This is a genomic window from Bradyrhizobium ingae, assembly GCF_055791185.1.
Genome location: NZ_JBVUBB010000032.1, coordinates 30,739 through 52,128 on the forward strand (window position 1 = coordinate 30,739; position 21,390 = coordinate 52,128).

Annotated in this window: 21 protein-coding genes; all 21 read left to right on the forward strand. The window is 60.2% G+C overall.

The features are described from left to right. Nucleotides 1-2 precede the first annotated feature (2 nt). The 21 genes from ACV1FX_RS32035 (at nt 3) to ACV1FX_RS32135 (ending at nt 21,346) form a co-directional block, all read left to right on the forward strand. Entirely contained in the window at nt 3-812 is an 810-nt protein-coding gene (locus ACV1FX_RS32035; RefSeq protein WP_473121534.1) for an enoyl-CoA hydratase/isomerase family protein, read from the forward strand. 123 nt (nt 813-935) lie between these two features. Next, nucleotides 936-1,991: a hypothetical protein gene (locus tag ACV1FX_RS32040; protein WP_473121535.1), complete on the forward strand. Its 1,056-nt coding sequence runs from the start codon at nt 936-938 to the stop codon at nt 1,989-1,991. A 44-nt stretch (nt 1,992-2,035) separates the two neighbouring features. Continuing rightward, nucleotides 2,036-3,097 carry an ABC transporter substrate-binding protein gene (locus tag ACV1FX_RS32045; protein ID WP_473121536.1) on the forward strand — a complete coding sequence of 354 codons (1,062 nt, stop codon included), beginning with the start codon at nt 2,036-2,038 and terminating at the stop codon, nt 3,095-3,097. A gap of 72 nt (nt 3,098-3,169) precedes the next feature. Then, entirely contained in the window at nt 3,170-4,000 is an 831-nt protein-coding gene (locus ACV1FX_RS32050; RefSeq protein WP_473121537.1) for an ABC transporter permease, read from the forward strand. A 76-nt stretch (nt 4,001-4,076) separates the two neighbouring features. Continuing rightward, nucleotides 4,077-4,808, forward strand: a complete 732-nt coding sequence (locus tag ACV1FX_RS32055; RefSeq protein ID WP_473121538.1) for an ABC transporter permease — start codon at nt 4,077-4,079, stop codon at nt 4,806-4,808. Between the two features lie 10 nt (nt 4,809-4,818). Further along, nucleotides 4,819-5,937 (forward strand): ABC transporter ATP-binding protein, encoded by a 1,119-nt coding sequence (locus ACV1FX_RS32060; RefSeq protein WP_473121539.1) that lies wholly within the window; start codon nt 4,819-4,821, stop codon nt 5,935-5,937. 4 nt (nt 5,938-5,941) lie between these two features. After that, complete coding sequence (locus ACV1FX_RS32065; RefSeq protein ID WP_473121540.1) at nt 5,942-6,754, forward strand: IclR family transcriptional regulator; 813 nt, start codon at nt 5,942-5,944, stop codon at nt 6,752-6,754. A 96-nt stretch (nt 6,755-6,850) separates the two neighbouring features. Beyond that, complete coding sequence (locus tag ACV1FX_RS32070; protein ID WP_473121541.1) at nt 6,851-7,780, forward strand: LysR family transcriptional regulator; 930 nt, start codon at nt 6,851-6,853, stop codon at nt 7,778-7,780. A gap of 558 nt (nt 7,781-8,338) precedes the next feature. Further along, nucleotides 8,339-9,487 (forward strand): acyl-CoA dehydrogenase family protein, encoded by a 1,149-nt coding sequence (locus tag ACV1FX_RS32075; protein ID WP_473121542.1) that lies wholly within the window; start codon nt 8,339-8,341, stop codon nt 9,485-9,487. 29 nt (nt 9,488-9,516) lie between these two features. After that, nucleotides 9,517-10,692, forward strand: a complete 1,176-nt coding sequence (locus tag ACV1FX_RS32080; protein WP_473121543.1) for an acetyl-CoA C-acyltransferase — start codon at nt 9,517-9,519, stop codon at nt 10,690-10,692. 24 nt (nt 10,693-10,716) lie between these two features. After that, complete coding sequence (locus tag ACV1FX_RS32085) at nt 10,717-11,478, forward strand: SDR family NAD(P)-dependent oxidoreductase (protein ID WP_473121544.1); 762 nt, start codon at nt 10,717-10,719, stop codon at nt 11,476-11,478. Then, nucleotides 11,475-12,650 carry an acyl-CoA dehydrogenase family protein gene (locus ACV1FX_RS32090; RefSeq protein ID WP_473121545.1) on the forward strand — a complete coding sequence of 392 codons (1,176 nt, stop codon included), beginning with the start codon at nt 11,475-11,477 and terminating at the stop codon, nt 12,648-12,650. The genes ACV1FX_RS32085 and ACV1FX_RS32090 overlap by 4 nt, the downstream gene beginning before the upstream one ends. Beyond that, on the forward strand, nt 12,647-13,714 hold the full coding sequence (locus tag ACV1FX_RS32095; protein ID WP_473121546.1) for a phosphotransferase family protein: 1,068 nt from the start codon (nt 12,647-12,649) through the stop codon (nt 13,712-13,714). Before ACV1FX_RS32090 ends, ACV1FX_RS32095 begins: the two co-directional genes overlap by 4 nt. Beyond that, nucleotides 13,711-14,487: an enoyl-CoA hydratase/isomerase family protein gene (locus ACV1FX_RS32100; protein ID WP_473121547.1), complete on the forward strand. Its 777-nt coding sequence runs from the start codon at nt 13,711-13,713 to the stop codon at nt 14,485-14,487. Before ACV1FX_RS32095 ends, ACV1FX_RS32100 begins: the two co-directional genes overlap by 4 nt. Before the next feature lie 13 nt (nt 14,488-14,500). After that, nucleotides 14,501-15,664 carry an acetyl-CoA C-acetyltransferase gene (locus tag ACV1FX_RS32105; protein WP_473121548.1) on the forward strand — a complete coding sequence of 388 codons (1,164 nt, stop codon included), beginning with the start codon at nt 14,501-14,503 and terminating at the stop codon, nt 15,662-15,664. Then, on the forward strand, nt 15,661-16,656 hold the full coding sequence (locus tag ACV1FX_RS32110; protein WP_473121549.1) for an NAD(P)H-dependent flavin oxidoreductase: 996 nt from the start codon (nt 15,661-15,663) through the stop codon (nt 16,654-16,656). Before ACV1FX_RS32105 ends, ACV1FX_RS32110 begins: the two co-directional genes overlap by 4 nt. A gap of 36 nt (nt 16,657-16,692) precedes the next feature. Next, nucleotides 16,693-17,490, forward strand: a complete 798-nt coding sequence (locus ACV1FX_RS32115; RefSeq protein ID WP_473121550.1) for an ABC transporter ATP-binding protein — start codon at nt 16,693-16,695, stop codon at nt 17,488-17,490. Continuing rightward, nucleotides 17,487-18,200 (forward strand): ABC transporter ATP-binding protein, encoded by a 714-nt coding sequence (locus tag ACV1FX_RS32120; RefSeq protein ID WP_298875186.1) that lies wholly within the window; start codon nt 17,487-17,489, stop codon nt 18,198-18,200. The genes ACV1FX_RS32115 and ACV1FX_RS32120 overlap by 4 nt, the downstream gene beginning before the upstream one ends. A 12-nt stretch (nt 18,201-18,212) precedes the next feature. Beyond that, nucleotides 18,213-19,091: a branched-chain amino acid ABC transporter permease gene (locus tag ACV1FX_RS32125; protein WP_473121551.1), complete on the forward strand. Its 879-nt coding sequence runs from the start codon at nt 18,213-18,215 to the stop codon at nt 19,089-19,091. Nucleotides 19,092-19,093: 2 nt separating this feature from the next. Beyond that, nucleotides 19,094-20,113 (forward strand): branched-chain amino acid ABC transporter permease, encoded by a 1,020-nt coding sequence (locus tag ACV1FX_RS32130; protein ID WP_473121552.1) that lies wholly within the window; start codon nt 19,094-19,096, stop codon nt 20,111-20,113. Nucleotides 20,114-20,134: 21 nt separating this feature from the next. Further along, nucleotides 20,135-21,346 (forward strand): ABC transporter substrate-binding protein, encoded by a 1,212-nt coding sequence (locus ACV1FX_RS32135; RefSeq protein ID WP_473121553.1) that lies wholly within the window; start codon nt 20,135-20,137, stop codon nt 21,344-21,346. Nucleotides 21,347-21,390: the final 44 nt, after the last annotated feature.

Below are 21,390 nucleotides of genomic sequence, written 5' to 3' on the forward strand. Positions count from 1 at the left end.
TCATGTCGGAAGCTCCCCAAAACCAGCCAAACTCCGACGAGCTCTTGAGCGAGGTTCGTGAGGGGGTCTTGATCCTGAAGATCAACCGCCTCAGTCGATACAACGCGTGGACGTCTGACGTTCGAGATCAACTGGCAGACCATCTTACGGCAGCGGGGGGCGATCCAGGCATCATGGCGGCGATCCTGACCGGCGCAGGCGACAAGGCATTCTGTTCAGGTCAAGATCTTTGGGAGCTACAAGCATTCAAAGATGGGTCGGAAATCGGCTCGTGGCTTGGACGCCTGACCCGCTGTTACGATGCCGTCAGACAATTTCCAAAGCCATTTATCGCTGCGGTGAATGGCGTCGCAGCCGGTTCCGGTTTCCAGGTCACCCAGTTCTGCGATCTCGTCGTTACGCACGCCGGCGTAACGATGGGCCAGACGGAAATCAATTCCGGCCTGCCGAGTATATTCGGGACGTGGCTGATGTGGGAGCGAGTGGGGCGGCGCGCTATCGAGCTCTCTCTGCAAGGCCGCTTGATGAACGCCGAAGAAGCCCGCAGCCTCGGATTCGTGCATGAGATAGTAGCGCAAGAAGGCGTGTTTAGCGCTGCTTTGAGAGCAGCGGAGCGGCTGTCCAAGCAGCCTCAAGTCGCTTACAGCCTGTCAAAACGCGCCAATACTTTGCTTGACGAAGATCGCTATCGAAAGGCGATCGCCATGGCCATGGAAGTCTATGAGCAAGCGTTCAACGTCGGTGCGCCGCAAAAGGAGATCGAGCGCTTTTTCGAACGCCGCCGTTACCGAAAGAAATTGGCCGAAGGCTGATAGCTGAAGCTGGACACAACCCGCGCCGCGAGGCGCCGAGCCACGAATACCCCGAGCGAAGTTCCCCCCGGACGGCGTTTCCAAGCGTTGCCCGAACGGTCCCCCATTGGAGATTACCCAATCATGCCTACCGATCTGTCGAGCGTCGAATTTAGCACCTATCTCTGGTCCCGCATGTACGCCGGATTGCAACTGGTCACCATGAGGGAAAAGGGCGAGTCAGGTGTTGCTGACCTCAAGTTCAATTTCATGCGCTCACACGGTGCCAAGCACTTCATCGCTGGTCTCAAGAAGCTCGGCATCGACAATGATCCGCCCGCGATCGCCGCTGCCAAGTATCACTACCTGTCGAATTGCGCAGTTGGCGCGGTTGATATGGAGTACGCCGACGAAGGCCCGAAGAAAGCTTGGATCCGCTATCTCGCGCCGGCGTGGGCGTACCCCGGCTCGGGGCTGCTCGCCATCCCGGCCTCGACGCAGATTGGGGCGTTCCGTGCTTGGCACCAGAACAACGGTACCTGGCTCGGTTGTCCGCGTCTGGGGTATGTATGCACCAAGCTTTACCAGCATGGCGCCCCTTACGATGAAGGCTATTTCATCGAATACGATCACGATATTACATACGATGAGGCTCTGAAGTTCGAGACGGTGGACCGTAGTCCGGGTTTCGATCCGGCGATCGCGCCCCGACTGAACGAGGCAGAATGGCCTCTTGAACGGCTAGCTAAGGCGAGGCGCCGCTACGCTGAAGGTTATACCGCCGGACCTGTCGGGGTCTTGGTGCGATCGTATGGCGTGCCTTATGCCGCCTACCTTGTAGCGCAAGCTGCAAGGGGCATCGGAACGCAGTACGCTCGCGAAATCGCCAGCCGGTTCGGCTGCGCCGAAAAAGATGCACCCGCTATGGCCAGGCTTCTTTCGGACATCTTGAGCAACTTGGGCATCGAGCATCAGAGCCGTAGCAAAGATGGCTCGTTCTTTATCGAACGCCAGCAGTTTGCGCCGTTACAGGACGGATTTCCGGACGAGATCCACGACGCAATCGGTGAGCTCTTTCCGGCAATCATCGCGGTTCTGTCGGACAAGGTCGATTTCAGGGTCGCGGTGAACGGCGCTGCTTCAAGCGAGAGCCGTACCGAAGTCTGGAAAATCGAAGGAAGCGCCACGCGCTTACGGTAGTCACCCACCACTAGTGTCACAACCAGAAAAAAGAGGGGAATGCGATGACTAAGTCCAAGCTCGGTATGAATCGACGCCAAATTCTTGCTGGTGCCAGCGCCATCGGCATTGGTGGGATAGTCGCTCCTGCCATTACCGGTACTGCCCTGGCTCAATCCAAAACGATCACGGTCGTGAGCTGGGGCGGCTCGCTGGTTGAGGCGATGAAGAAGCACTGGATCGCGCCCTTTACCAAAGAAACCGGCATCAATGTCGCAGTTGCGGATGGCCCGGACCTAGCGAAGCTCAAGGCCCAAGCCATCATGGGCCGCTCTGAATGGGATGTGTTCGATGCGTCTGGGGCAGTAGCATTGGCCGGGACGAAACAGGGATTCTGGGCCGCTCTCGACCGCGACGTCATCAAGTCTGACAACCTCAAGCTTCCGGCCTCAGAAGACCGCGTCGGCATGTACTTCTTCGCGGGGGGCATCGCGTTCAACCCGAAAACACACCCGGAAGGCAAGCACCCCACGAATTTCAAGGAATTTTTCGATGCGAAGGCTTTCCCCGGAAAGCGAGCGCTCCGGACGCGAGTTTCCGAGATGCTCGAAATCGCATTGATCGCCGACGGCGTAGCGCCGAAGGATCTCTACCCCCTGGATGTCGAGCGAGCGTTCCGAAAGCTCGACACGATCAAGCCGATTGTCACGAAGTGGGTTGAGCAGACGCCCCAAACGATCTCGTTGATCCAGAACGGCGAGGTCGACTATTCCTACACCTACTCCAATCGGGCCAAAGTTGCGCAGGAATCGGGCGCTTCCATCGATTTCGCCCTGCAGCAAGTGCTGCTGGGCGTGAGTTATCTGACGGTGCCCAAAGCGAGCCCCAACAAACCTGAAGCGATGCAGTTCATCGCGTTCATTTTGCGTCCTGATCGACAGGCGGCTTTTGCAGACGAACTCGGTCTCCTGCCAAACAATCAAAAGGCGGTGCCCCTCATGAGCGATGCTTCCCGCAAGTGGGTCCCAAATCTGGAAGGCCCGAATTCTGCAATACTGAACGATGAGTGGTGGGGAGAGAATTTTGACAAGCTGCAGGCTCGGTTCAAGCAGTGGCTTTTGATTTGAGCAACTGAAAGTCACCCTACTGAAATTTGGTGGGCGGATCACTCCGCTCACCAGGCAGGACGGTTCAAAAGCATGTCATCTTTCACATTGCGGCCACTAGAAGGCTGGGCCTACTTGGCCCCCGCGCTGCTGCTTCTCGCGGGTGTCTTCCTTGTTCCACTGATATTCACGCTCTCGTTTAGCTTAGATACCCCGCCGTCGGCCCAGCACTACGTCGCACTTGTCGGCGAGCCGCTTTTCCAGCGCGTCTTAGGCAACACTCTTGCGATAAGCCTGCAGGCGACCGCCTTGACGGTGCTGATTGCCTATCCTGCGGCGTTCCACCTGGCGCTCCAACCTCCTCGTAGACGGGCCCTGTTAATGGCACTCGTGATGCTTCCGTTCTGGACCAGCATCCTGGTGAAGAGCTTCGCCTTTATCGTCCTCCTTGGGGACCAGGGCGTGATCAATCGCACGCTGCGAGCCATCTTCGGCAGTGAGGCGGGCGTCACCATGCTATTCAACCGAGTGGGCGTGATGATTGGCCTTACCCACTACCTTGTTCCGTTTGTCATCTTGCCGGTTCTAGCGAGCCTTTTGGGACGCAATCAGAGCATTGAGCGCGCCATGGCGGTTATGGGCGCCGGTCCAGTTCGAATTTTCTGGAATGCGATCTTGCCCGCCAGCCTACCTGGTCTACTGGCGGGTACGCTTATGAGCTTGACGCTGTCACTAGGCTTTTTCGTAACCCCTGCCCTGCTGGGGGGGCGACAGGATATGATGATCGCCAACCTCATCGATTTTTACACCCGGGAAGTTCTCGACTGGCCAACCGCGTCTGCCATCTCGATCATCCTGCTCTGTCTCTCTGGCTTGCTCATTACCGCACTGCTCCGGGCGAAACGCGGCGAGAGTCTTCTCTAAGGGGGATACAATGGTCTCTGATCTGGCTACGACCCTTTGGCGCCGAATTGGCTCTTGCCTGGCGTGGGCGGTCTACATGTTCCTGCTGCTACCTACTCTGATCGTTATCCCGATCGCGTTCGGCGACAGCGCCGAGGTACAGTTTCCCCCGGCAACTTGGTCACTAGGACTCTTTCGGCGGTTCTTCGCTGATGAAATTTGGATGACATCGCTCTGGACGAGCATTGAAGTTGCGCTTGTCAGCTCCTTGATCGCTCTTATTGTTGGCGTGCCCGCAGCATTCGGGCTCGCAAGGGCATGGATAAGAGGCCGCTCGGCGGTGCAGCTGATATTGATGAGTCCGCTGCTTGTCCCAAGTATCGTCCTCGCCCTGGGCGTCTATCTCTATCTAGGGCGAGCCGGCCTGTCGGGAACGAAGACAGGCATCATCCTCGCCCACACGGCCTATGTCCTGCCGTTCGTAGTCGTAACAGCTAGTTCCGGATTGAAGGCGCTTGATGCGCGGATCGAACTGGCTGTGCAGGTTTTGGGCGCCAACCGGTCGCAAGTGCTGCGATATGTCGTTATTCCGCAACTTCGGCCAACCATCTTGGTGAGTTTTCTGTTCGCATTCTTGATGTCCTTCGATGAGGTCGTGCTCTCGTGGTTCCTGAGCGGCACCTCGGCCACCACCTTACCCGTCAAGATGTTCACGGCAATTCATTGGGAAGTGTCACCGGTTCTGGCTGCGGTTGCTACTCTCCTGACCATTGTATCGGCAGCAGCATGCCTCGGCGCAGCGCTCCTCCACCGAAACCCAACACACTAGGGGCTCATCCGTGAACGCCACCGCGAATTCCGAAGCTGTCCGACTCCGGGTTGATGGAGTTAGCAAGCAATATGGCGATATGACTGCCTTAGCGGCTACCGATCTCGTTATCCGAAAGGGAGAGTTCGTCAGCCTACTTGGGCCCTCAGGATCCGGTAAGACCACGCTCCTCAACATCGTTGCCGGCGCCGCAATGCCTTCAACAGGGCGAGTGCTGCTGGACGGCCGTGACATCACGCACCTGCCGTCACGCGAACGCAACCTCGGCATGGTCTTCCAGCATTACGCGCTAATCCCGCATATGACCGTTTTCGACAATGTCGCCTTTCCGTTGAAAGTGCGGGGTGTGGCCAAGAATGAGATCGCTGACCGTGTGCGGGCCGTGCTGGCCACTGTCCGACTCGACCAACTGACTGATCGGAAACCTAGTCAACTGTCTGGCGGGCAGCAGCAACGCGTGTCGATCGCTCGCTGCCTCGTCTATGATCCGCCGGTCATTTTGATGGACGAACCGCTTGGTGCTCTGGACAAGGGCTTGCGTGAAGCCATGCAGTTTGAGATCAAGCGACTTCATAGGCAGCTTGGCATCACCGCACTGTATGTCACGCACGATCAGGACGAAGCTATGGCGCTCTCCGATCGGATCTGCGTCATGAACAACGGCTCGATTGCCCAGCTTTCAGAAGCTCGCGAACTCTATTATCAGCCGACCAGCAAGTTTGTTGCGGAATTCCTGGGCGAGTCGAACGTTCTTCCGGGCAAAGTAACCTCATCAGGTTCCACCATTGAAGTTGAACTCGACGAAGGAGCAGGTTCGGTTCGGAGCACTCAGCCTTGTACTCTCAAGCCGGGCGAGCAAGCGTTTGCGATGATGCGTCCTGAGAGCATCTCAATCGTGGCAACCCCTGACCAGACCGCAGCCGATAACAAGCTGGCTTGCACCGTGGAGGGCGTTGAATTTATCGGTGGTGTTAGTCGTGTCCGGCTCCGCGCGGCCGGTAATATCGCCTTGAGCGTCAAGTTGCTGTCGAGCCACAAACCGCTCGCCACGCTCGCATCAGGAGACCACGTCTGGGCTACCTGGAGCCCTTCCGATACGATCTTGCTCGACCGCACCCACGATGCGTGAGACCATGGCTTCGCAGAATTCAGCGAGCGGTAGTTTCACGGACTATCGAGACGACCGCCTCTTTGTCGAAGCTATCGAGAAGTGCTTCATCGTCCTCGAGGCCTTTGGGTCGCGCAGCCCCGCGATGAATATAGCGCAGCTGAGCCTCAAAACAGGGTTGGGGCGCAGCGCAATCCAGCGGATTGTATACACGCTAAGTGAGCTCGGTTATCTGCAGCGTGAAGAGGAGACCAAGCGACTGAGTCTGGCGCCTAAGAGCCTCAGCCTAGGTTCGCGATATATCGCAGCAGATAACCTAATTGAACTAGCTCAGCCATTTTTGCGCGACATTGCCGAGCGGTTCGATGAGACGGTGACCCTCGCTCGTTTGGATCGGTCCGAGATCGTCGTCGTTTCCGGTGTCCCGAGTACGCAAGTTATTAGCGCCTCCGTGCCTGTCGGTGCACGGTATCCTATCGAGGGGTCTGCGTCCGGATGGGTTCTCGTGGCAGACATGCCCGAAATCGCGCAGCTGAAAATTATCGAGAAGATTCGTTCTCGCACCGGTTCGCGATGGGTGTCCAATGACGAACTGCTCAGGAGACTGGGAGAAGTTCGCCTATGTGGCTTTTCGCTTATCGAGCCGCCGCTGTTCGTGGGTGGGCTGTCTATCGCTGCGCCGATCCTTAATGTGGATGGCACCGCTTGTGCCGCCTTGGCTGTGTCTTGCCCAACAGCCCGATGGTCTATCGAGGAAGCGAACGCCCGCATCACGCCCATCATCGTTCACGCCGGGCATGCCCTATCTCGATTGAATGGCTGGCACGGCGGCGGGTGACGACTGTCCAGATCTGCAAAAGCCTTCTATGCACATGCGTGGTATACGCAGGCATGGTCGAAAGCGATCGATCGCACGGCTTGAGGATCGCAGAGAATGGATGTCCGGCATTTCAGATACTTTCTCGCGGTGGCCGAGGCGCTGAGCTTCGCAAAGGCTGCACGAGCACTGCATATGAGCCAGCCTCCCCTGTCCAAGCGCATTGCTGACATGGAGGAGGAAATTGGTGTCAAACTGTTTGATCGGACGAGCAAGAAAGTCGAGCTGACACAAGCGGGCGAGGCACTTGTTCCTTACGCTCGCGACGCCATTCTGGCGTTTGACGCGGCCGTGCGAGCAGCTCGGTCTCAATCCCCAAGTCGCAAGCGCCGGGTGCGCATTGCTCTCCCGCCAGAAACGTCTCGGGCGGTGATAGAAGAGTTAGTTCGCCGACTTGAGCAACTTCGGATCGAAGCTGAGCCTGTGGAAGCCTGCACAGCCGATCAGGAGAGCCTTCTGAGAGCAGGCGACATCGACATCGGCGTCCTTCGGCTTCCGTTCGATGATAGGGGGTTTTGGGTATCCCCCCCACTTGGCCAATCCCTTGGGATTGTGATGGATGCCGCGCATCCACTTTGTTCCCAGCCAAAGATTTTCCTAAATGATCTTAGCCCATATCCCTTGGTGCAGTTCGAGCGACGTTACGCCCCGGGCCTCTATGATGAGCTGCTCAGGTTGTGCGCTGAGGGAGGATACTCTCCGCCCAAAATTCTCCATGGCGTCAGAATGACCGCGGCTCTCCTCCGAACGGAACAAGCGGTTACGTTTACGACGCCACGGTTCCTAAAGCGCCGTGGCGATGCAGGCACCAAAGAGCTCGTGTGGCGCTCCCTCCAGCATAATCCGATCCATTGGTGGACGTCGGCAGCATGTCGCCTCGACGACCACAGGGATTCCGTAAAAGTCGCGATCGAGGTGGTTTTGGCAACTGTGGAGCAACATGAGAACTGGCTGCGGATTCCCCGACCTGAAGAATTCGCTAAATGACGGAAGGCGGCTCCTCCCTACAACTAACGACGCTTGAACGAGGCCCGCGGGTCTTGGAGACTTCTGGCGATGACCATTTTCGCAGTTGGTTGCCGCCACCGGCCTAGAGAAGAGTGTCGACTTGTAGACATGGGCTAACCGCGCAGGATTGCCGCCGCGCCATCGATTGATCCGGCCACCGCGTTGCCGCTGCTAGGCGAAGGGACATGGTGACTCCGTCGATGCGACCGCGCGCGTGTCGCTGCCCAAGGAGGCGCATTGCGCTTCTCGCGAACGCCCAGACAGCCACGCAGTCGCTTGTCCTCATAGTCTCAAAACCGAGACTGGCTCTCGCCCGTGATGTGAAGCCTTGACGGCGGGGATCGTCAGTAATATGACGTCAATATCACTTTTTAGCGCCAATCCAGAAACGCGAAAATTCAACGGGGGAGAAGCCGAGTATATCGGCAAAAATGTTAATGAACTCAAGTGCTTCATTGCATACTTTCCTCGCTCTGAGTGCGCCCCGCTCATTCGTCCGGTGCCCGGCGATGACGAATATTCGATGAGGGTCGCCTCGTGATCCTGAATGAAACTCAAGCCGCCATCCGCGACGAGGTGCGCAAGTTTGCTCAGGAGCGAATTGCTTCCCACGCTCGCGAGTACGAAGAAGCCAAAGGATACCCGGAGGAGCTCTTTCAAGAGCTCGCGAGCCTCGGTCTGATGGGAATGACTGCTCCCGAGGCTGTCGGCGGAGCTGGCGCGGACTATGTATCTTATGCGGCTTCACTCATCGAAATCGCGGCGGCTGATGGTGCCCTCTCGACGATATTGAGCATTCAAAACAGTCTGATCGTATCGGGATTGTTGAAAGACGGTACGCCGACGCAGCAAGCGCAATTTCTGCCCCTGCTCATCTCTGGACGGATGATCGGCGCATTCGCGCTAACAGAGGCGGAGGCGGGCTCAGATGCCTCCGCGTTGAGGACGCGCGCCGTTCGCGCGGGCGATGGCTACAAGCTGAACGGAGCGAAGCAGTTCATTTCGTCGGGACGTACTGCCGGGCTTACGATCGTCTTCGCCGTAACCGATCCTGCCGCTGGTAAGCGCGGGATCTCGGCTTTTCTGGTTCGTACCGACAGCCCCGGGTACGGCGTCGAGAGAGTCGAACGCAAGTTGGGGCAGGCGGCGTCCGACACTTGTGCCCTTCGGTTCGATGACGTTTTCGTCGAAGAGGGGTTGCGGCTCGGGCCGGAGGGGGCGGGCTACTCCATAGCGCTCTCCAATCTTGAAGTCGGCCGCATCGGCATTGCGGCTCAATGTGTGGGAATGGCGCGCGCCGCTCTCGACGCGGCGGTGAGGTACGCAGGCGAGCGCAAGAGTTTCGGAGCGCCAATCATCTCGCATCAGGCTGTCGGATTTCGTCTTGCGGATCTTGCCGCAAGACTTGAGGCCGCTCATCAGCTCGTGCTGCATGCGGCCGCGATGAAGGACGCCGCTCTACCTTGTCTCAAGGAAGCGTCGATGGCCAAGCTCGTAGCCTCCGAAACAGCCGAGGCGGTGGTTTCCGGCGCGCTACAGACCTTCGGCGGCTACGGCTATCTGGAGGATTTTGCGGTCGCCAAGATCTATCGCGATGTGCGCGTTTGCCAGATCTACGAAGGCACATCAGACATTCAGCGAATGGTCATTGCGCGCGATCTTGCGAAAACCGCGGCCGCAACGTGACCAGCAACGAAGTGCATCGAGGAGCGTCCATGTCCGATCCAGTCGTCATCGCGAGCTACGCACGTACGCCCATCGGGTCGTTCCAGGGATCGCTCGCTCGCTTCAAGGCCACTGAGCTGGGTGCTGCGGCAGTGAAGGCGGCGGTCGAACGGGCTGGCGTCGCGACGGAAAATGTAGACCAAGTGGTCATGGGCTGCGTATTGCCGGCGGCCCTTGGTCAGGCTCCCGCTCGGCAAGCCGCTCTCGGGGCGGGGTTGTCTCTGAGCGCTCAGGCAACGACCGTCAACAAAATGTGCGGTTCCGGGATGCAAGCCGCGATCCTGGCTCACGACGCGATTGCGGTCGGCTCCGCGGACGTTGTCATCGCGGGCGGCATGGAAAGCATGACGAACGTGCCGTATGCGCTGCCGAAGCATCGCGGCGGCGCGCGCATCGGGCATGACCGTATCATCGACACGATGATGATGGACGGACTGGAGGACGCGTACACCCCGGGCAAGGCCATGGGCGTCTTCGCGGAAGATGCTGCGCGCGAATTTCAGTTCAGTCGCAGTGCGCAGGACGAATATGCGCTCCGGTCCCTGGACCGGGCCAAGGCCGCAATTTCAGGCGGAGCATTCGCTGACGAGATAGCGGCCCTGCCGGCAGCAACCAAGACCGGATCAGTCATTGATATCGATGAGCAGCCCGGAAAGGCGAAGCCGGAGAAGATCCCTCTCCTCAAGCCGGCGTTTGCTCCTGACGGCACGATCACTCCTGCCAATGCGTCGTCCATTTCCGATGGAGCCGCCGCGCTGGTGATGACCCGGCGAAGCACTGCCGAAAGATTGGGGCTCCCGATCGCCGCGACGATCCGGGCGCATGCTGCTCACGCCCACGCGCCGGCTCTGTTCACAACCGCCCCGGTGCCCGCAATCCAGAAGGTGCTCGCCAAGGCCGGGTGGTCTGCCGCAGACGTCGATCTCTACGAGATCAATGAGGCGTTTGCTGTGGTGGCGATGATCGCCGCACGCGAACTCGACATTCCGGCTGAGAAACTCAACGTCAATGGCGGTGCGACCGCCCTCGGCCATCCCATCGGCGCCAGCGGCGCGCGCATCATTGTCACCTTGCTCGCTGCGCTCAAGGCGCGCGGTCTCAAGCGAGGCGTGGCCAGCCTTTGCATCGGCGGCGGCGAAGCGACCGCGATGGCAATCGAAGTTTGAATCTCGAAGACAGGAAAGATAAGCATGCACATCAAGGGAACTGCCGCGATCGTCACGGGCGGCGCATCCGGTCTCGGGGGGGCTGCAGCCGAGCGACTCGCGGCGGCCGGCGCCAAAGTGACGATCTTGGATCTCAACTCCGAGTTGGGGGAGGCGCACGCTAAGGCTATCGGTGGGCACTTCGTCAAAGTCGATGTGACTGACGAGGATGGCGTCGAGCAGGCGCTCGAATCCGCGGAGCGCTTGGACGGCAAAGCGCGCATCCTGGTCAACTGCGCCGGCCTGGGCCCGCCTGGCAAGGCTATCGGCCGAGACGGCAAGGCGCTGCCGCTGCGCGACTTCGCCAGAACGATCAACATCAATCTGATTGGCAGCTTCAACGTCCTGTCGAAGTTCGCCGCGCGCCTTCACGCGGCCGAGATTGCCGACGAAGAACGAGGCGTCATCATCAACACCGCGAGCGTCGCCGCATTCGATGGCCAGATCGGCCAAGCTGCGTATTCGGCATCCAAGGGCGGCATCGTCGGCATGACGTTGCCTCTCGCCCGTGAATTCGCGCGCTACGGCATCCGGGTGATGACGATCGCCCCTGGCATCTTCCTGACCCCTCTGCTGATGTCGCTTCCTGAGGAAGCGCAAAAGTCGCTGGGCAAGCAGGTTCCATTTCCGAGCCGGCTCGGTCATCCGTCCGAATTTGCCCTGATGGTCGAGTCCATCGTCGCCAATCCAATGCTGAACGGCGAGACCATCCGCCTCGACGGCGCAATCCGCATGGCGCCCAAATGATCGGGATCGGCGCAGAGCGTACTCAAGAGATCGCGGATCGCGTTGAGCGCTTCGTTCGGGACGTCGTCGTTCCGTTCGAGCGCGATCCTCGCCGTGATCATCATGACTGTCCAATGGACGAGTTGGTCACCGAGCTGCGTGAATTGGCGCGGACGGCAGGCGTATTGACGCCGCACATACTGGCCGACGGTTCGCATCTCTCACAGAGCGAGACAGCGATCGTCCTGGCCAAGACGGGCTTATCGCCGCTTGGACCGCTCGCATGCAATACGGCGGCACCCGACGAAGGCAATATGTACCTTCTGGGTAAAATCGGCTCGCCGGAGATCAAGGAGCGTTTTCTAAAGCCGCTCGTCGAGGGAAGAGCGCGGTCCGCGTTCTTCATGACCGAACCAGCCGAGGAGGGGGGAGCGGGATCGGACCCGTCGATGATGACGACGACCTGTCGTCCGGACGGCAACCAGTGGATCGTGAATGGACGCAAAGCGTTCATCACAGGGGCACGCGGAGCCAAGGTTGGCATCGTGATGGCAAAGGCCGAGGAGGGCGCATGCATGTTCCTCGTCGATTTGCCCGATCCGGCGATCACCATCGACCATGTGCCGAACACGATCGATAGTTCGATGCCGGGGGGCCATGCTGTCGTGACCATCCGAAATCTGCGTATCCCGGCCGATCAAATGCTCGGACACCCCGGCGAGGGCTTCAAATACGCGCAAATCCGCCTGTCGCCGGCCAGGTTGTCCCACTGCATGCGGTGGCTGGGCGCTTGCATTCGCGCCAACGAGATCGCGACAAGATACGCCAACCGTCGACAAGCCTTCGGGAAGACGCTGATTGATCACGAGGGAGTTGGCTTCATGCTTGCTGACAACCTCATCGATCTCAAGCAGGCCGAGTTGATGATCGCCTGGTGCGCGAGCGTTCTCGATGCGGGATCGCTCGGTACGAACGAGAGCTCGATGGCCAAAGTTGCGGTCAGCGAGGCGCTCATGCGGGTGGCCGATCGCTGCGTGCAGGTGATGGGTGGATCGGGCGTCACCAACGAAACCATCGTCGAGCAGGTCTTCCGTGAGGTTCGTGCATTTCGAATCTATGACGGTCCCACCGAGGTGCACAAATGGTCGCTTGCAAAGAAGATCAAGCGCGACTGGCAGAAGGCAAACCCGTGAGCGCTCTCGGCGAAGCGGCGAATTCCGGACTGACTGAACCCTCCGAGGGCTATCGTCTCGACGAGAACGCCTTGTCGCGATGGATGACGGCTAACGTCGATGGATTTCGAGGGCCTCTCAACGTCTCGAAATTCAAGGGAGGTCAGTCGAACCCGACCTACCGTGTTCAGTCGGCAGACGGCGTCTACGTCCTCCGGCGAAAGCCGCCGGGTTTGCTGGTATCTGGCGCGCACGCGGTTGATCGCGAGGCACGCGTTCAGAGCGCGCTGTCGCAAGGTGGGTTTCCGGTGGCGCGCATCTACGGATATTGCGCCGACAAGTCCGTCATCGGGAGCGAATTCTATCTGATGCAGCTCGTCGAAGGCCGCATCTTCTGGGACGCAACCTTTCCCGAGGTAAGCCGCGAAGATCGTCCGTCCTACTTCTACGCCATGTGCGACGTCATCGCGCAGCTGCACTCCATTAACCCAGCTTCGATTGGTCTGGGCGACTACGGAAAGCCGGGCAGCTACTTCGCGCGGCAGCTTAGTCGATGGTCACGGCAGTATCAGGAAGATCCTGAGGCTGGACGCGACGCCAACCTGGATCGTCTCGTCAAAGCGCTCCCGGAACGCATTCCCCAAGGTGACCATGTCGCAATCGTCCATGGCGACTTTCGCTGCGACAATCTCATCTTTCATCCCCGAGAACCTCGAATTATCGCCGTACTCGATTGGGAGCTTTCGACGCTCGGACATCCGCTGGCGGATTTCGCCTACCACGCGATGATGTATCGCATGCCTCCCCATATCGTCGCTGGCCTCGCGGGAGCCGATCTGGCGGTTCTCAACATTCCGGGCGAAGCGGATTACATCAAGAGGTATTGTCGGGCGACCGGACGCGAAACGATCCCGGATTGGAACTTCTACGTCGCGTTCAATTTCTTCCGACTCGCGGCGATCATGCACGGCATCGCCGGGCGTGCATTGCGCGGTACAGCCTCGTCCACGCAGGCTATCGAACGCGGCAAGACTTTTCCTGAGCTGGCTGAGTTGGCTGTCCGCGCGCTGGAGAGCCTCCCATGAGCGCGCCGATTGAGTTTTCCTGCACCGAGAAGATCGCGACCGTGACGCTGGCGCGACCAGACCACGGCAACACGATCGATCCCGCCATGGCTCGCGCTCTGCTACAGGCAGCCGAACGTTGTGCCGACGACGATGACATTCGGTGCGTTGTTCTGACCGGGCGCGGCAAGCTTTTTTGCGGGGGCGGGGACGTCAGCGCTTTTGCCGCAGCCGGCAGCGACGTCTCGGCGTTCCTGAGGGATTTGGCGGAAACACTGCACGCGGCAATCATGCGTCTTATGCGCATGAGAAAGCCGCTGATCACGCTCGTGAACGGACCCGCAGCCGGAGCCGGCATGAGCCTCGCGATGATCGGAGACTTCGCGTTGGCAGCCCGCTCGGCTCACTTCAGCCCGGCCTATTCCGCTCTGGGGCTCAGCCCGGACGGAGGAATGAGCTGGCTGCTACCGCGGGTGGTTGGCCTCAGACGAGCTCAGGAGATCATGCTGTCCAATCGTCGCGTGTCGAGCGAGGAAGCAGAGCGAATTGGTCTCGTTACGCGCATCGTCGATGGCGACCAGCTACCTGCCTCCGGCGCCGAGCTCGCTGCGAAGCTTGCGGCTGAGCCGATGGAAGCGCTCGGCGCCGCTCGGCGTCTTCTCCTCGAAAGCTACGAAAACGCGTTGGAGACGCAACTTGAGCTGGAGAAGTGGAATATTGCCCAGCTGGGTGCCTCGGAAGAATCACGTCGTCGCGTAGCGGCTTTCGTTGCTCGTCGAAATTCAAACGGATGAAAGGAATTGTCCCATGGCTGAAGCCTATATCGTCGAAGCTGTACGAACGGCAGGTGGCAGGCGCAACGGTAAGCTGGCTGGCTGGCATCCCGCCAATCTGGCGGCGGAAACGCTCAACGCGGTCGTTGACCGCTCGGGGATCGATCCTGCCGTTGTCGACGACGTGATCCTGGGTTGCGTGACGCAGGCCGGCGAACAGGCGTTCGCCTTCGCACGGAATGCGGTGCTGGCCTCCAAGCTCCCGGGATCCGTTCCGGCCGTGACGATCGACCGGCAATGCGGGAGCTCGCAGCAGGCGGTGCAGTTTGCCGCCCAGGCAGTGATGTCCGGCACGCAAGACGTCGTGATCGCCGCTGGCGCGGAGAGCATGACCCGCGTGCCGATGTTCTCGAACGTTTCCTTGCACCAGAAAGAAGGCATTGGGACCGGTCCCATCAGCGACCGCATTCAGAAGCGGTTCGGCGTGGAATCCTTCAGCCAGTTTGAGGGCGCCGAAATGATCGCAAAGAAATACGGGTTTGATCGGCTGACCTTGGATCGGTTCGCTCTCGAAAGCCATCGGCGCGCCGCAGAGGCAGCGAAATCCGGAGCCTTCAAGAATGAGATCGTTCCACTCAAGATCGAGGGCGGTGAGCACACCGTGGACGAAGGAATTCGATTTGACGCCTCTCTGGAGTCGATCGGATCGGTGAAGCTTCTGAAGGAGGGCGGTGTCGTTAGCGCCGCCAATGCAAGCCAAATCTGCGATGGTGCCTCCGCAGCACTGGTCGTCAGCGAAAAGGCTCTCAAGGAGCACAATCTGAAGCCGATCGCCCGCATCGTTGGCCTCACGGTAACGGCCGGCGATCCCGTCATCATGCTCGAGGAGCCGATCAACGCGACCCGTCGAGCTCTTGCGAAGGCCGGAATGAAAATTGACGATATCGATCTCTACGAAGTCAACGAAGCCTTCGCGCCGGTGCCCCTCGCGTGGCTTCAGGCGATCGAGGCCGATCCTGCCAAGCTGAATGTCAACGGCGGCGCGATTGCGCTCGGTCACCCGCTCGGCGCCTCGGGTACAAAGCTCCTGTCAACTCTGGTTCACGCTCTGAAGGCTCGGGGCAAGCGATATGGCCTTCAGACGATGTGTGAGGGCGGCGGCATCGCCAACGTGACCATCGTTGAGGCTTTGGGATGACCTTCCAAACCCGCTTTACGGAGCTCGTCGGTATCAGCCACCCCGTCATGCAGGGCGGCATGATGTGGGTCGGGCGAGCGGAGCTCGCCAGCGCGGTCTCCAACGCTGGCGGGTTGGGTATCATCACGGCCTTGACCCAGCCGACCCCGGACGACCTGCGGAGAGAGATCGATCGCTGCCGATCGATGACCGACAAGCCTTTCGGGGTCAACCTGACGATACTTCCCTCGGTCACGCCCCCACCTTACGCCGAGTATCGAAGGGCCATCATCGAAAGCGGGATCAAGGTGGTCGAGACTGCCGGTGCCCGGCCTCAAGAGCACGTGGATGAATTCAAGTCACATGGCATCATCGTCGTTCACAAGTGCACGTCGGTTCGACACGCCCTATCCGCGGAGAAGATGGGTGTCGACGTCGTGTCGATCGATGGCTTTGAGTGCGCTGGCCACCCCGGAGAGGATGACATCCCTGGGCTCGTATTGATCCCCGCTGCGGCAGACAAGATCTCCGTTCCGATGCTGGCCAGTGGTGGTTTCGGCGATGGTCGTGGTCTCGCAGCCGCCCTGGCTCTCGGGGCTGACGGTATCAATATGGGCACGCGCTTCTGCGCCACGGTCGAGGCGCCGATACACGAAGCAGTGAAACAGTTTCTGGTTCAGAACGACGAGCGGGCAACGAACCTTATCTTCCGCAAATTTCGGAATACGGGCCGGGTCGCCAAGAACAGCGTGTCCGACAAGGTCGTTGAGATATCGAGTGTGCCCGAAGCCGCCTTCGATGATGTCCGGCCGTTGGTCACGGGGGCGAAGGGACGCGTTGCGCTCGAGACCGGTGACCTTGACGCCGGGTTGATCTGGGCAGGGCAGGTACAGGGGCTCATTCACGACATCCCCACGTGCCAGCGCCTGATCGAGCGGATCGTTGCTGACGCCAAAGTGACGATTCGTGGGCGGCTCGCCGGGTTGCTGAAGTCCGAAAGTCTCCCGGTCTGAAGAGAGTGCCGGTGCACCGGCGTTGTGGGGAAGTGTATGATCCAAGTAAGGCAAATGGAGGATCAAGGGGCTTTGCTCTCGGTCCGAGGCGTGACGGTCGCTTTCGGCGGCATCGTCGCGCTCAACGGTGTGTCCTTTGACATGCACAAGGGACAGATCCTCGGCTTGATCGGCCCCAACGGCGCCGGCAAGACCACGCTGTTCAATTGCCTCTCCCGCCTCTACCAGCCCTCGTCCGGCGACATCCTGATGGAAGGCGCGAGCATCCTGACGCGTCCGCCGCACCGGATCGCCGAGATCGGCATCGGCCGCACCTTCCAGAACGTGGCGCTGTTTCCGAACCTCTCGGTGATGGACAATGTGCGCGTCGGCACGCATGCCCGCACCTCCAGCGACATCATCAGCGACTCGCTGCGCCTCGCCTGGATTCGCCGCGGCGAGAGCAGCGTGAACAAGAAGGTGCACGAGATCCTCGCCTATCTCGACCTCGAGGACGTCGCCCACACCACCGTCTCCGGCCTGCCCTTCGGCACGCAGAAGCGCGTCGAGCTGGCGCGGGCGCTGGCAGCGGATCCGAAGATCCTGCTGCTGGACGAGCCCGCCGGCGGTCTCAACCACGAAGAAGTCTATGTCCTCGGCGACCTCATCCGCCGCATCCGCGACGAGCGCGGCATGACGGTGCTGCTGGTCGAGCACCACATGGGCCTCGTGATGTCGATCGCCAACCACGTCGTTGCGCTGAATTTCGGCAAGAAGCTCGCGGAAGGCACGCCCGCCCAGGTGCAGGCTGATCCCGACGTCATCAAGGCTTATCTCGGGAGCAAGGACCAATGACTGTTCTGCTCAACGTCAAGGACCTGCGCGCCTATTACGGCCAGGTCCAGGCGCTCCACGGCCTCACCTTCTCGCTCAACGAGGGCTCGCTGACGACACTGCTGGGCGCCAACGGCGCCGGCAAGACCACGACGCTGCGCGCGATCTGCAACATGGTGCGTTCCACCGGTGGCATCGAGTTCGACGGCAAGCCGCTGAACAATCGCTCCACTGAAAGCATCGTGCGGTTCGGTATCGCCCATGTGCCGCAGGGCCGCGGCACCTTCACCACCATGACGGTGGAGGAAAATCTCCAGCTCGGGGCCATCACCCGCAAGGACAATGCCGGCATCGTCTCGGACATCGAGCGCATGTATGCGCATTTTCCGGTGCTGAAGCAGCGGCATACCCAGCAGGCCGGCACGCTTTCCGGCGGCGAGCAGCAGATGCTCGCGGTCGCCCGCGCACTGATGCTGCGGCCGCGGCTGATGCTGCTCGACGAGCCCTCCTTCGGCCTGGCGCCACTCGTCGTGCGCGACCTGTTCGGCATTCTCGGCAAGATCAACCGCGAGGACAAGGTGTCGATCCTGGTGGTCGAGCAGAACGCCCAGCTCGCGCTCGAGCTCGCCGACCAGGCCTATGTGATCGAGACCGGCCGCATCGTGATGTCCGGCAATGCCAAGGACATCGCGAACAACGAAGAAATCCGCAAATCCTATCTGGGTTACTGAGGAGCCGGCACGATGGAGCTTTTCACTAATCAGGTGCTGGCCGGGATTGCCACGGGCGCCATCTACGCCTGCATGGCGCTCGCCGTGGTCATGATCTACCAGGCGATCGACCATCTCAACTTCGCGCAGGGCGAGATGGCGATGTTCTCGACCTTCATCTCCTGGCAGTTGATGCAGTGGGGCGTGCCCTATTGGGGCGCTTTCATCATCACGCTGGCGTTCTCCTTCGTCGCCGGCATCGCCATCGAGCGCATCCTGTTCAAGCCGCTCGCCAAGGCGCCTGTTCTGACCAACGTCGCCGGCTTCATCGCGCTGTTTGCGATCATCAACTCGTCGGCGGGCCTGATCTGGGACTTCACCATCAAGCAATACCCGACCCCGTTCGGCTCCTCGCCGTTTCTCGGCAGCCAGCTGATCTCGACCCACCAGGCCGGCATGATCGGCGTCACCGTGCTGCTGCTGCTCGGCCTCTACTTCTTCTTCCAGTACACAAGGATCGGCCTTGCCATGCGCGCGGCCGCCTCGGTGCCTGAATCGGCGCGTCTGGTCGGTATCAACACCAGCTGGATGATCGCGCTGGGCTGGGGCATGGCGACCGCGATCGGCTCGATCGCCGGCATGCTGATCGCCCCCGTGGTGTTCCTCGAGCCCAACATGATGGGCGGCGTGCTGATCTACGGCTTTGCCGCCGCCGTGCTCGGCGGACTGACCAGCCCGTTCGGCGCCGTGGTCGGCGGCTTCCTGGTCGGCATCTTCGAGAACCTCGCCGGCACCTACATTCCCGGCGTCGGCAACGAGCTGAAACTCCCGATCGCGCTCGCGCTGATCATCTCCGTGCTGGTCGTCAAACCCGCTGGTCTGTTCGGCCGGCAAATCGTCAAGCGAGTTTGATCATGAGCGCAGCAGAAGAAGTCGTCGCCGAAGGCAACGAGGCGGTCGAGGCCGTTCCGAAGCGGGCCATGACACTGGGCACCGGCACCTCGGTGGTGGTGTTGCTGCTCCTCATTGTCGTTCCGCTGTTCGCGAAGAATTTCGTGATCTTCCAGCTGACCCAGCTGCTCTATCTGGGCCTCGCGGTGCTGGCGCTGAACATCCTGACCGGCGGCTCCGGCCAGTTCTCGCTCGGCCAGAGCGCGTTCTACGGCATCGGTGCCTATGTCACCGCTGTCATGATGGAGCAGTTCAACATCCCCTATTTCCTCTGCCTGCCGGTCGCGGGCGTGCTCTGCTTCGGCGCGGGCTTCCTGTTCGGCCAGCCGGCCTTGCGGCTCTCCGGCGTCTATCTTGCGCTTGCCACCTTCGCGCTCGCCACCGCGATGCCGCAGCTGCTCAAGCTGAACTTCCTCGAGCCGTGGACCGGCGGCGTGCAGGGCCTCGTCGTCACCAAGCCCGATGCGCCGTTCGGCCTGAAGATGTCCCAGGACATGTGGCTCTACTACTTCACGCTCGTCGTCGTGCTCGCGATCTACATCGCCTCGGTGAACCTGCTGCGCTCCCGCTCGGGCCGCGCCTTCATGGCCATCCGCGACAATGAGATCGCGGCCTCCGCCATGGGCGTCAATGTAGCGCTCTACAAAACGCTGGCCTTCGGCGTCTCCGCCGCCATCACCGGGGTCGCCGGCGGCCTCGGGGCCATCGCGGTGCAGTTCGTGGCTCCGGACAGCTACACCATCAACCTCGCGATCTTGCTGTTCCTCGGCATGGTCGTCGGCGGCGTCGGCTGGTTGCCTGGCTCCATCGTGGGAGCCGCCTTCATCATCTTCGTGCCGAACATTGCGGAGGGCTTCTCCAAAGGCCTCTCCGGCGCGATCTTCGGCGTGCTGCTGTTCCTCGTCATCTTCCTGGTGCCTCATGGCGCAAGGCAGGTCGCGATCCTAAGCGAAGGCTGGATCGCCAAAGTAAAACAGAAGTGAAACTCAACAAGGAGAGAACATATGTTTGCACGGACTATTGGGACGGCAGCGCTGGCGGCAGCCGCAATGACGCTGGCCTCCGGCGCCGCGCTCGCGCAAAAAAACTACGACACCGGGGCCACCGACACAGAGATCAAAGTCGGCAACCTCATGCCGTACAGTGGTCCAGGATCGGCCTATGGCGTCATCGGCCAGGTTGAGGCCGCTTACTTCAAGATGATCAACGACAAGGGCGGGATCAACGGTCGCAAGGTCAACTTCATCAGCTATGACGACGCGTACTCGCCTCCCAAGGCTGTCGAGCAGACGCGCAAGCTGGTGGAGAGCGATGAAGTTCTGCTCATGTTCGATCCGCTGGGGACGGCCAACAACACGGCTATCCAGAAATACCTCAACTCCAAGAAGGTCCCGCAGCTGTTCGTGGCGGCGGGCGCCACCAAGTTCAACGACCCGAAGAACTTCCCTTGGACCACCGGCTGGCAACCCTCCTACCAGAGCGAGGCGCGCGCCTACGCGAAGTACATCCTCAAGGAGAAGCCAAACGCCAAAGTCGCCGTATTCTTTCAGAACGATGATCTCGGAAAGGACTACCTGAAGGGTCTCAAGGATAAGCTCGGCGCGCAGATCATCGCAGAGGAAAGCTACGAGACGACAGAGCCGACGATCGACAGTCACATCGTCAAGCTCAAAGCGACGGGTGCCGATACGTTGGTCGATATCAGCTCCCCAAAATTCGCGGCTCAGGCGATCAAGAAGATTGCTGAAATTGAGTGGAAGCCATTGCACATTCTTAGCAATGTCTCGGCGTCGGTCGGCAGCGTGATCAAACCTGCCGGCTTCGAGAACGCGCAAGGAATCATCTCCGCCACCTACTTGAAGGATCCGGCGGATCCGCAGTGGGACAATGATCCTGGAATGAAGGAATTTCAGAGCTTTCTGAGCAAGTATTATCCCGAAGGCAACAAGCGCGATATCTTGCTGATCACCGGCTATGCGCTTGCCGAGACGTTGGCCCAGACCTTGAAGCAATGCGGCGACGATCTCACCCGCGAGAACGTCATGAAGCAGGCTGCCAACCTGAAGGACTGGCGAACCGAGGCACTCCTGCCAGGAATCTACGTGAACACCTCGCCGACCGACTTTGCTCCGATCAGTCAGCTTCGGCTGATGCGCTTTAGCGGCGGGAAGTGGGAGCTGTTTGGAGACGTGATCAACGGGGACACGACCGAGTAAATCGCGCACAGATGACCGCGACGCATGCCTTCGACACAGCATGA

Coding starts and splice junctions, on each gene's coding strand:
- ACV1FX_RS32065 (WP_473121540.1), top strand. CDS start 5,942: ATGGCTTCGCAGAATTCAGCGAGCGGTAGTTTCACGGACTATCGAGAC.
- ACV1FX_RS32055 (WP_473121538.1), top strand. CDS start 4,077: ATGTTCCTGCTGCTACCTACTCTGATCGTTATCCCGATCGCGTTCGGC.
- ACV1FX_RS32035 (WP_473121534.1), top strand. CDS start 3: ATGTCGGAAGCTCCCCAAAACCAGCCAAACTCCGACGAGCTCTTGAGC.
- ACV1FX_RS32120 (WP_298875186.1), top strand. CDS start 17,487: ATGACTGTTCTGCTCAACGTCAAGGACCTGCGCGCCTATTACGGCCAG.
- ACV1FX_RS32090 (WP_473121545.1), top strand. CDS start 11,475: ATGATCGGGATCGGCGCAGAGCGTACTCAAGAGATCGCGGATCGCGTT.
- ACV1FX_RS32080 (WP_473121543.1), top strand. CDS start 9,517: ATGTCCGATCCAGTCGTCATCGCGAGCTACGCACGTACGCCCATCGGG.
- ACV1FX_RS32135 (WP_473121553.1), top strand. CDS start 20,135: ATGTTTGCACGGACTATTGGGACGGCAGCGCTGGCGGCAGCCGCAATG.
- ACV1FX_RS32050 (WP_473121537.1), top strand. CDS start 3,170: ATGTCATCTTTCACATTGCGGCCACTAGAAGGCTGGGCCTACTTGGCC.
- ACV1FX_RS32115 (WP_473121550.1), top strand. CDS start 16,693: ATGATCCAAGTAAGGCAAATGGAGGATCAAGGGGCTTTGCTCTCGGTC.
- ACV1FX_RS32105 (WP_473121548.1), top strand. CDS start 14,501: ATGGCTGAAGCCTATATCGTCGAAGCTGTACGAACGGCAGGTGGCAGG.
- ACV1FX_RS32040 (WP_473121535.1), top strand. CDS start 936: ATGCCTACCGATCTGTCGAGCGTCGAATTTAGCACCTATCTCTGGTCC.
- ACV1FX_RS32085 (WP_473121544.1), top strand. CDS start 10,717: ATGCACATCAAGGGAACTGCCGCGATCGTCACGGGCGGCGCATCCGGT.
- ACV1FX_RS32045 (WP_473121536.1), top strand. CDS start 2,036: ATGACTAAGTCCAAGCTCGGTATGAATCGACGCCAAATTCTTGCTGGT.
- ACV1FX_RS32070 (WP_473121541.1), top strand. CDS start 6,851: ATGGATGTCCGGCATTTCAGATACTTTCTCGCGGTGGCCGAGGCGCTG.
- ACV1FX_RS32110 (WP_473121549.1), top strand. CDS start 15,661: ATGACCTTCCAAACCCGCTTTACGGAGCTCGTCGGTATCAGCCACCCC.
- ACV1FX_RS32125 (WP_473121551.1), top strand. CDS start 18,213: ATGGAGCTTTTCACTAATCAGGTGCTGGCCGGGATTGCCACGGGCGCC.
- ACV1FX_RS32130 (WP_473121552.1), top strand. CDS start 19,094: ATGAGCGCAGCAGAAGAAGTCGTCGCCGAAGGCAACGAGGCGGTCGAG.
- ACV1FX_RS32100 (WP_473121547.1), top strand. CDS start 13,711: ATGAGCGCGCCGATTGAGTTTTCCTGCACCGAGAAGATCGCGACCGTG.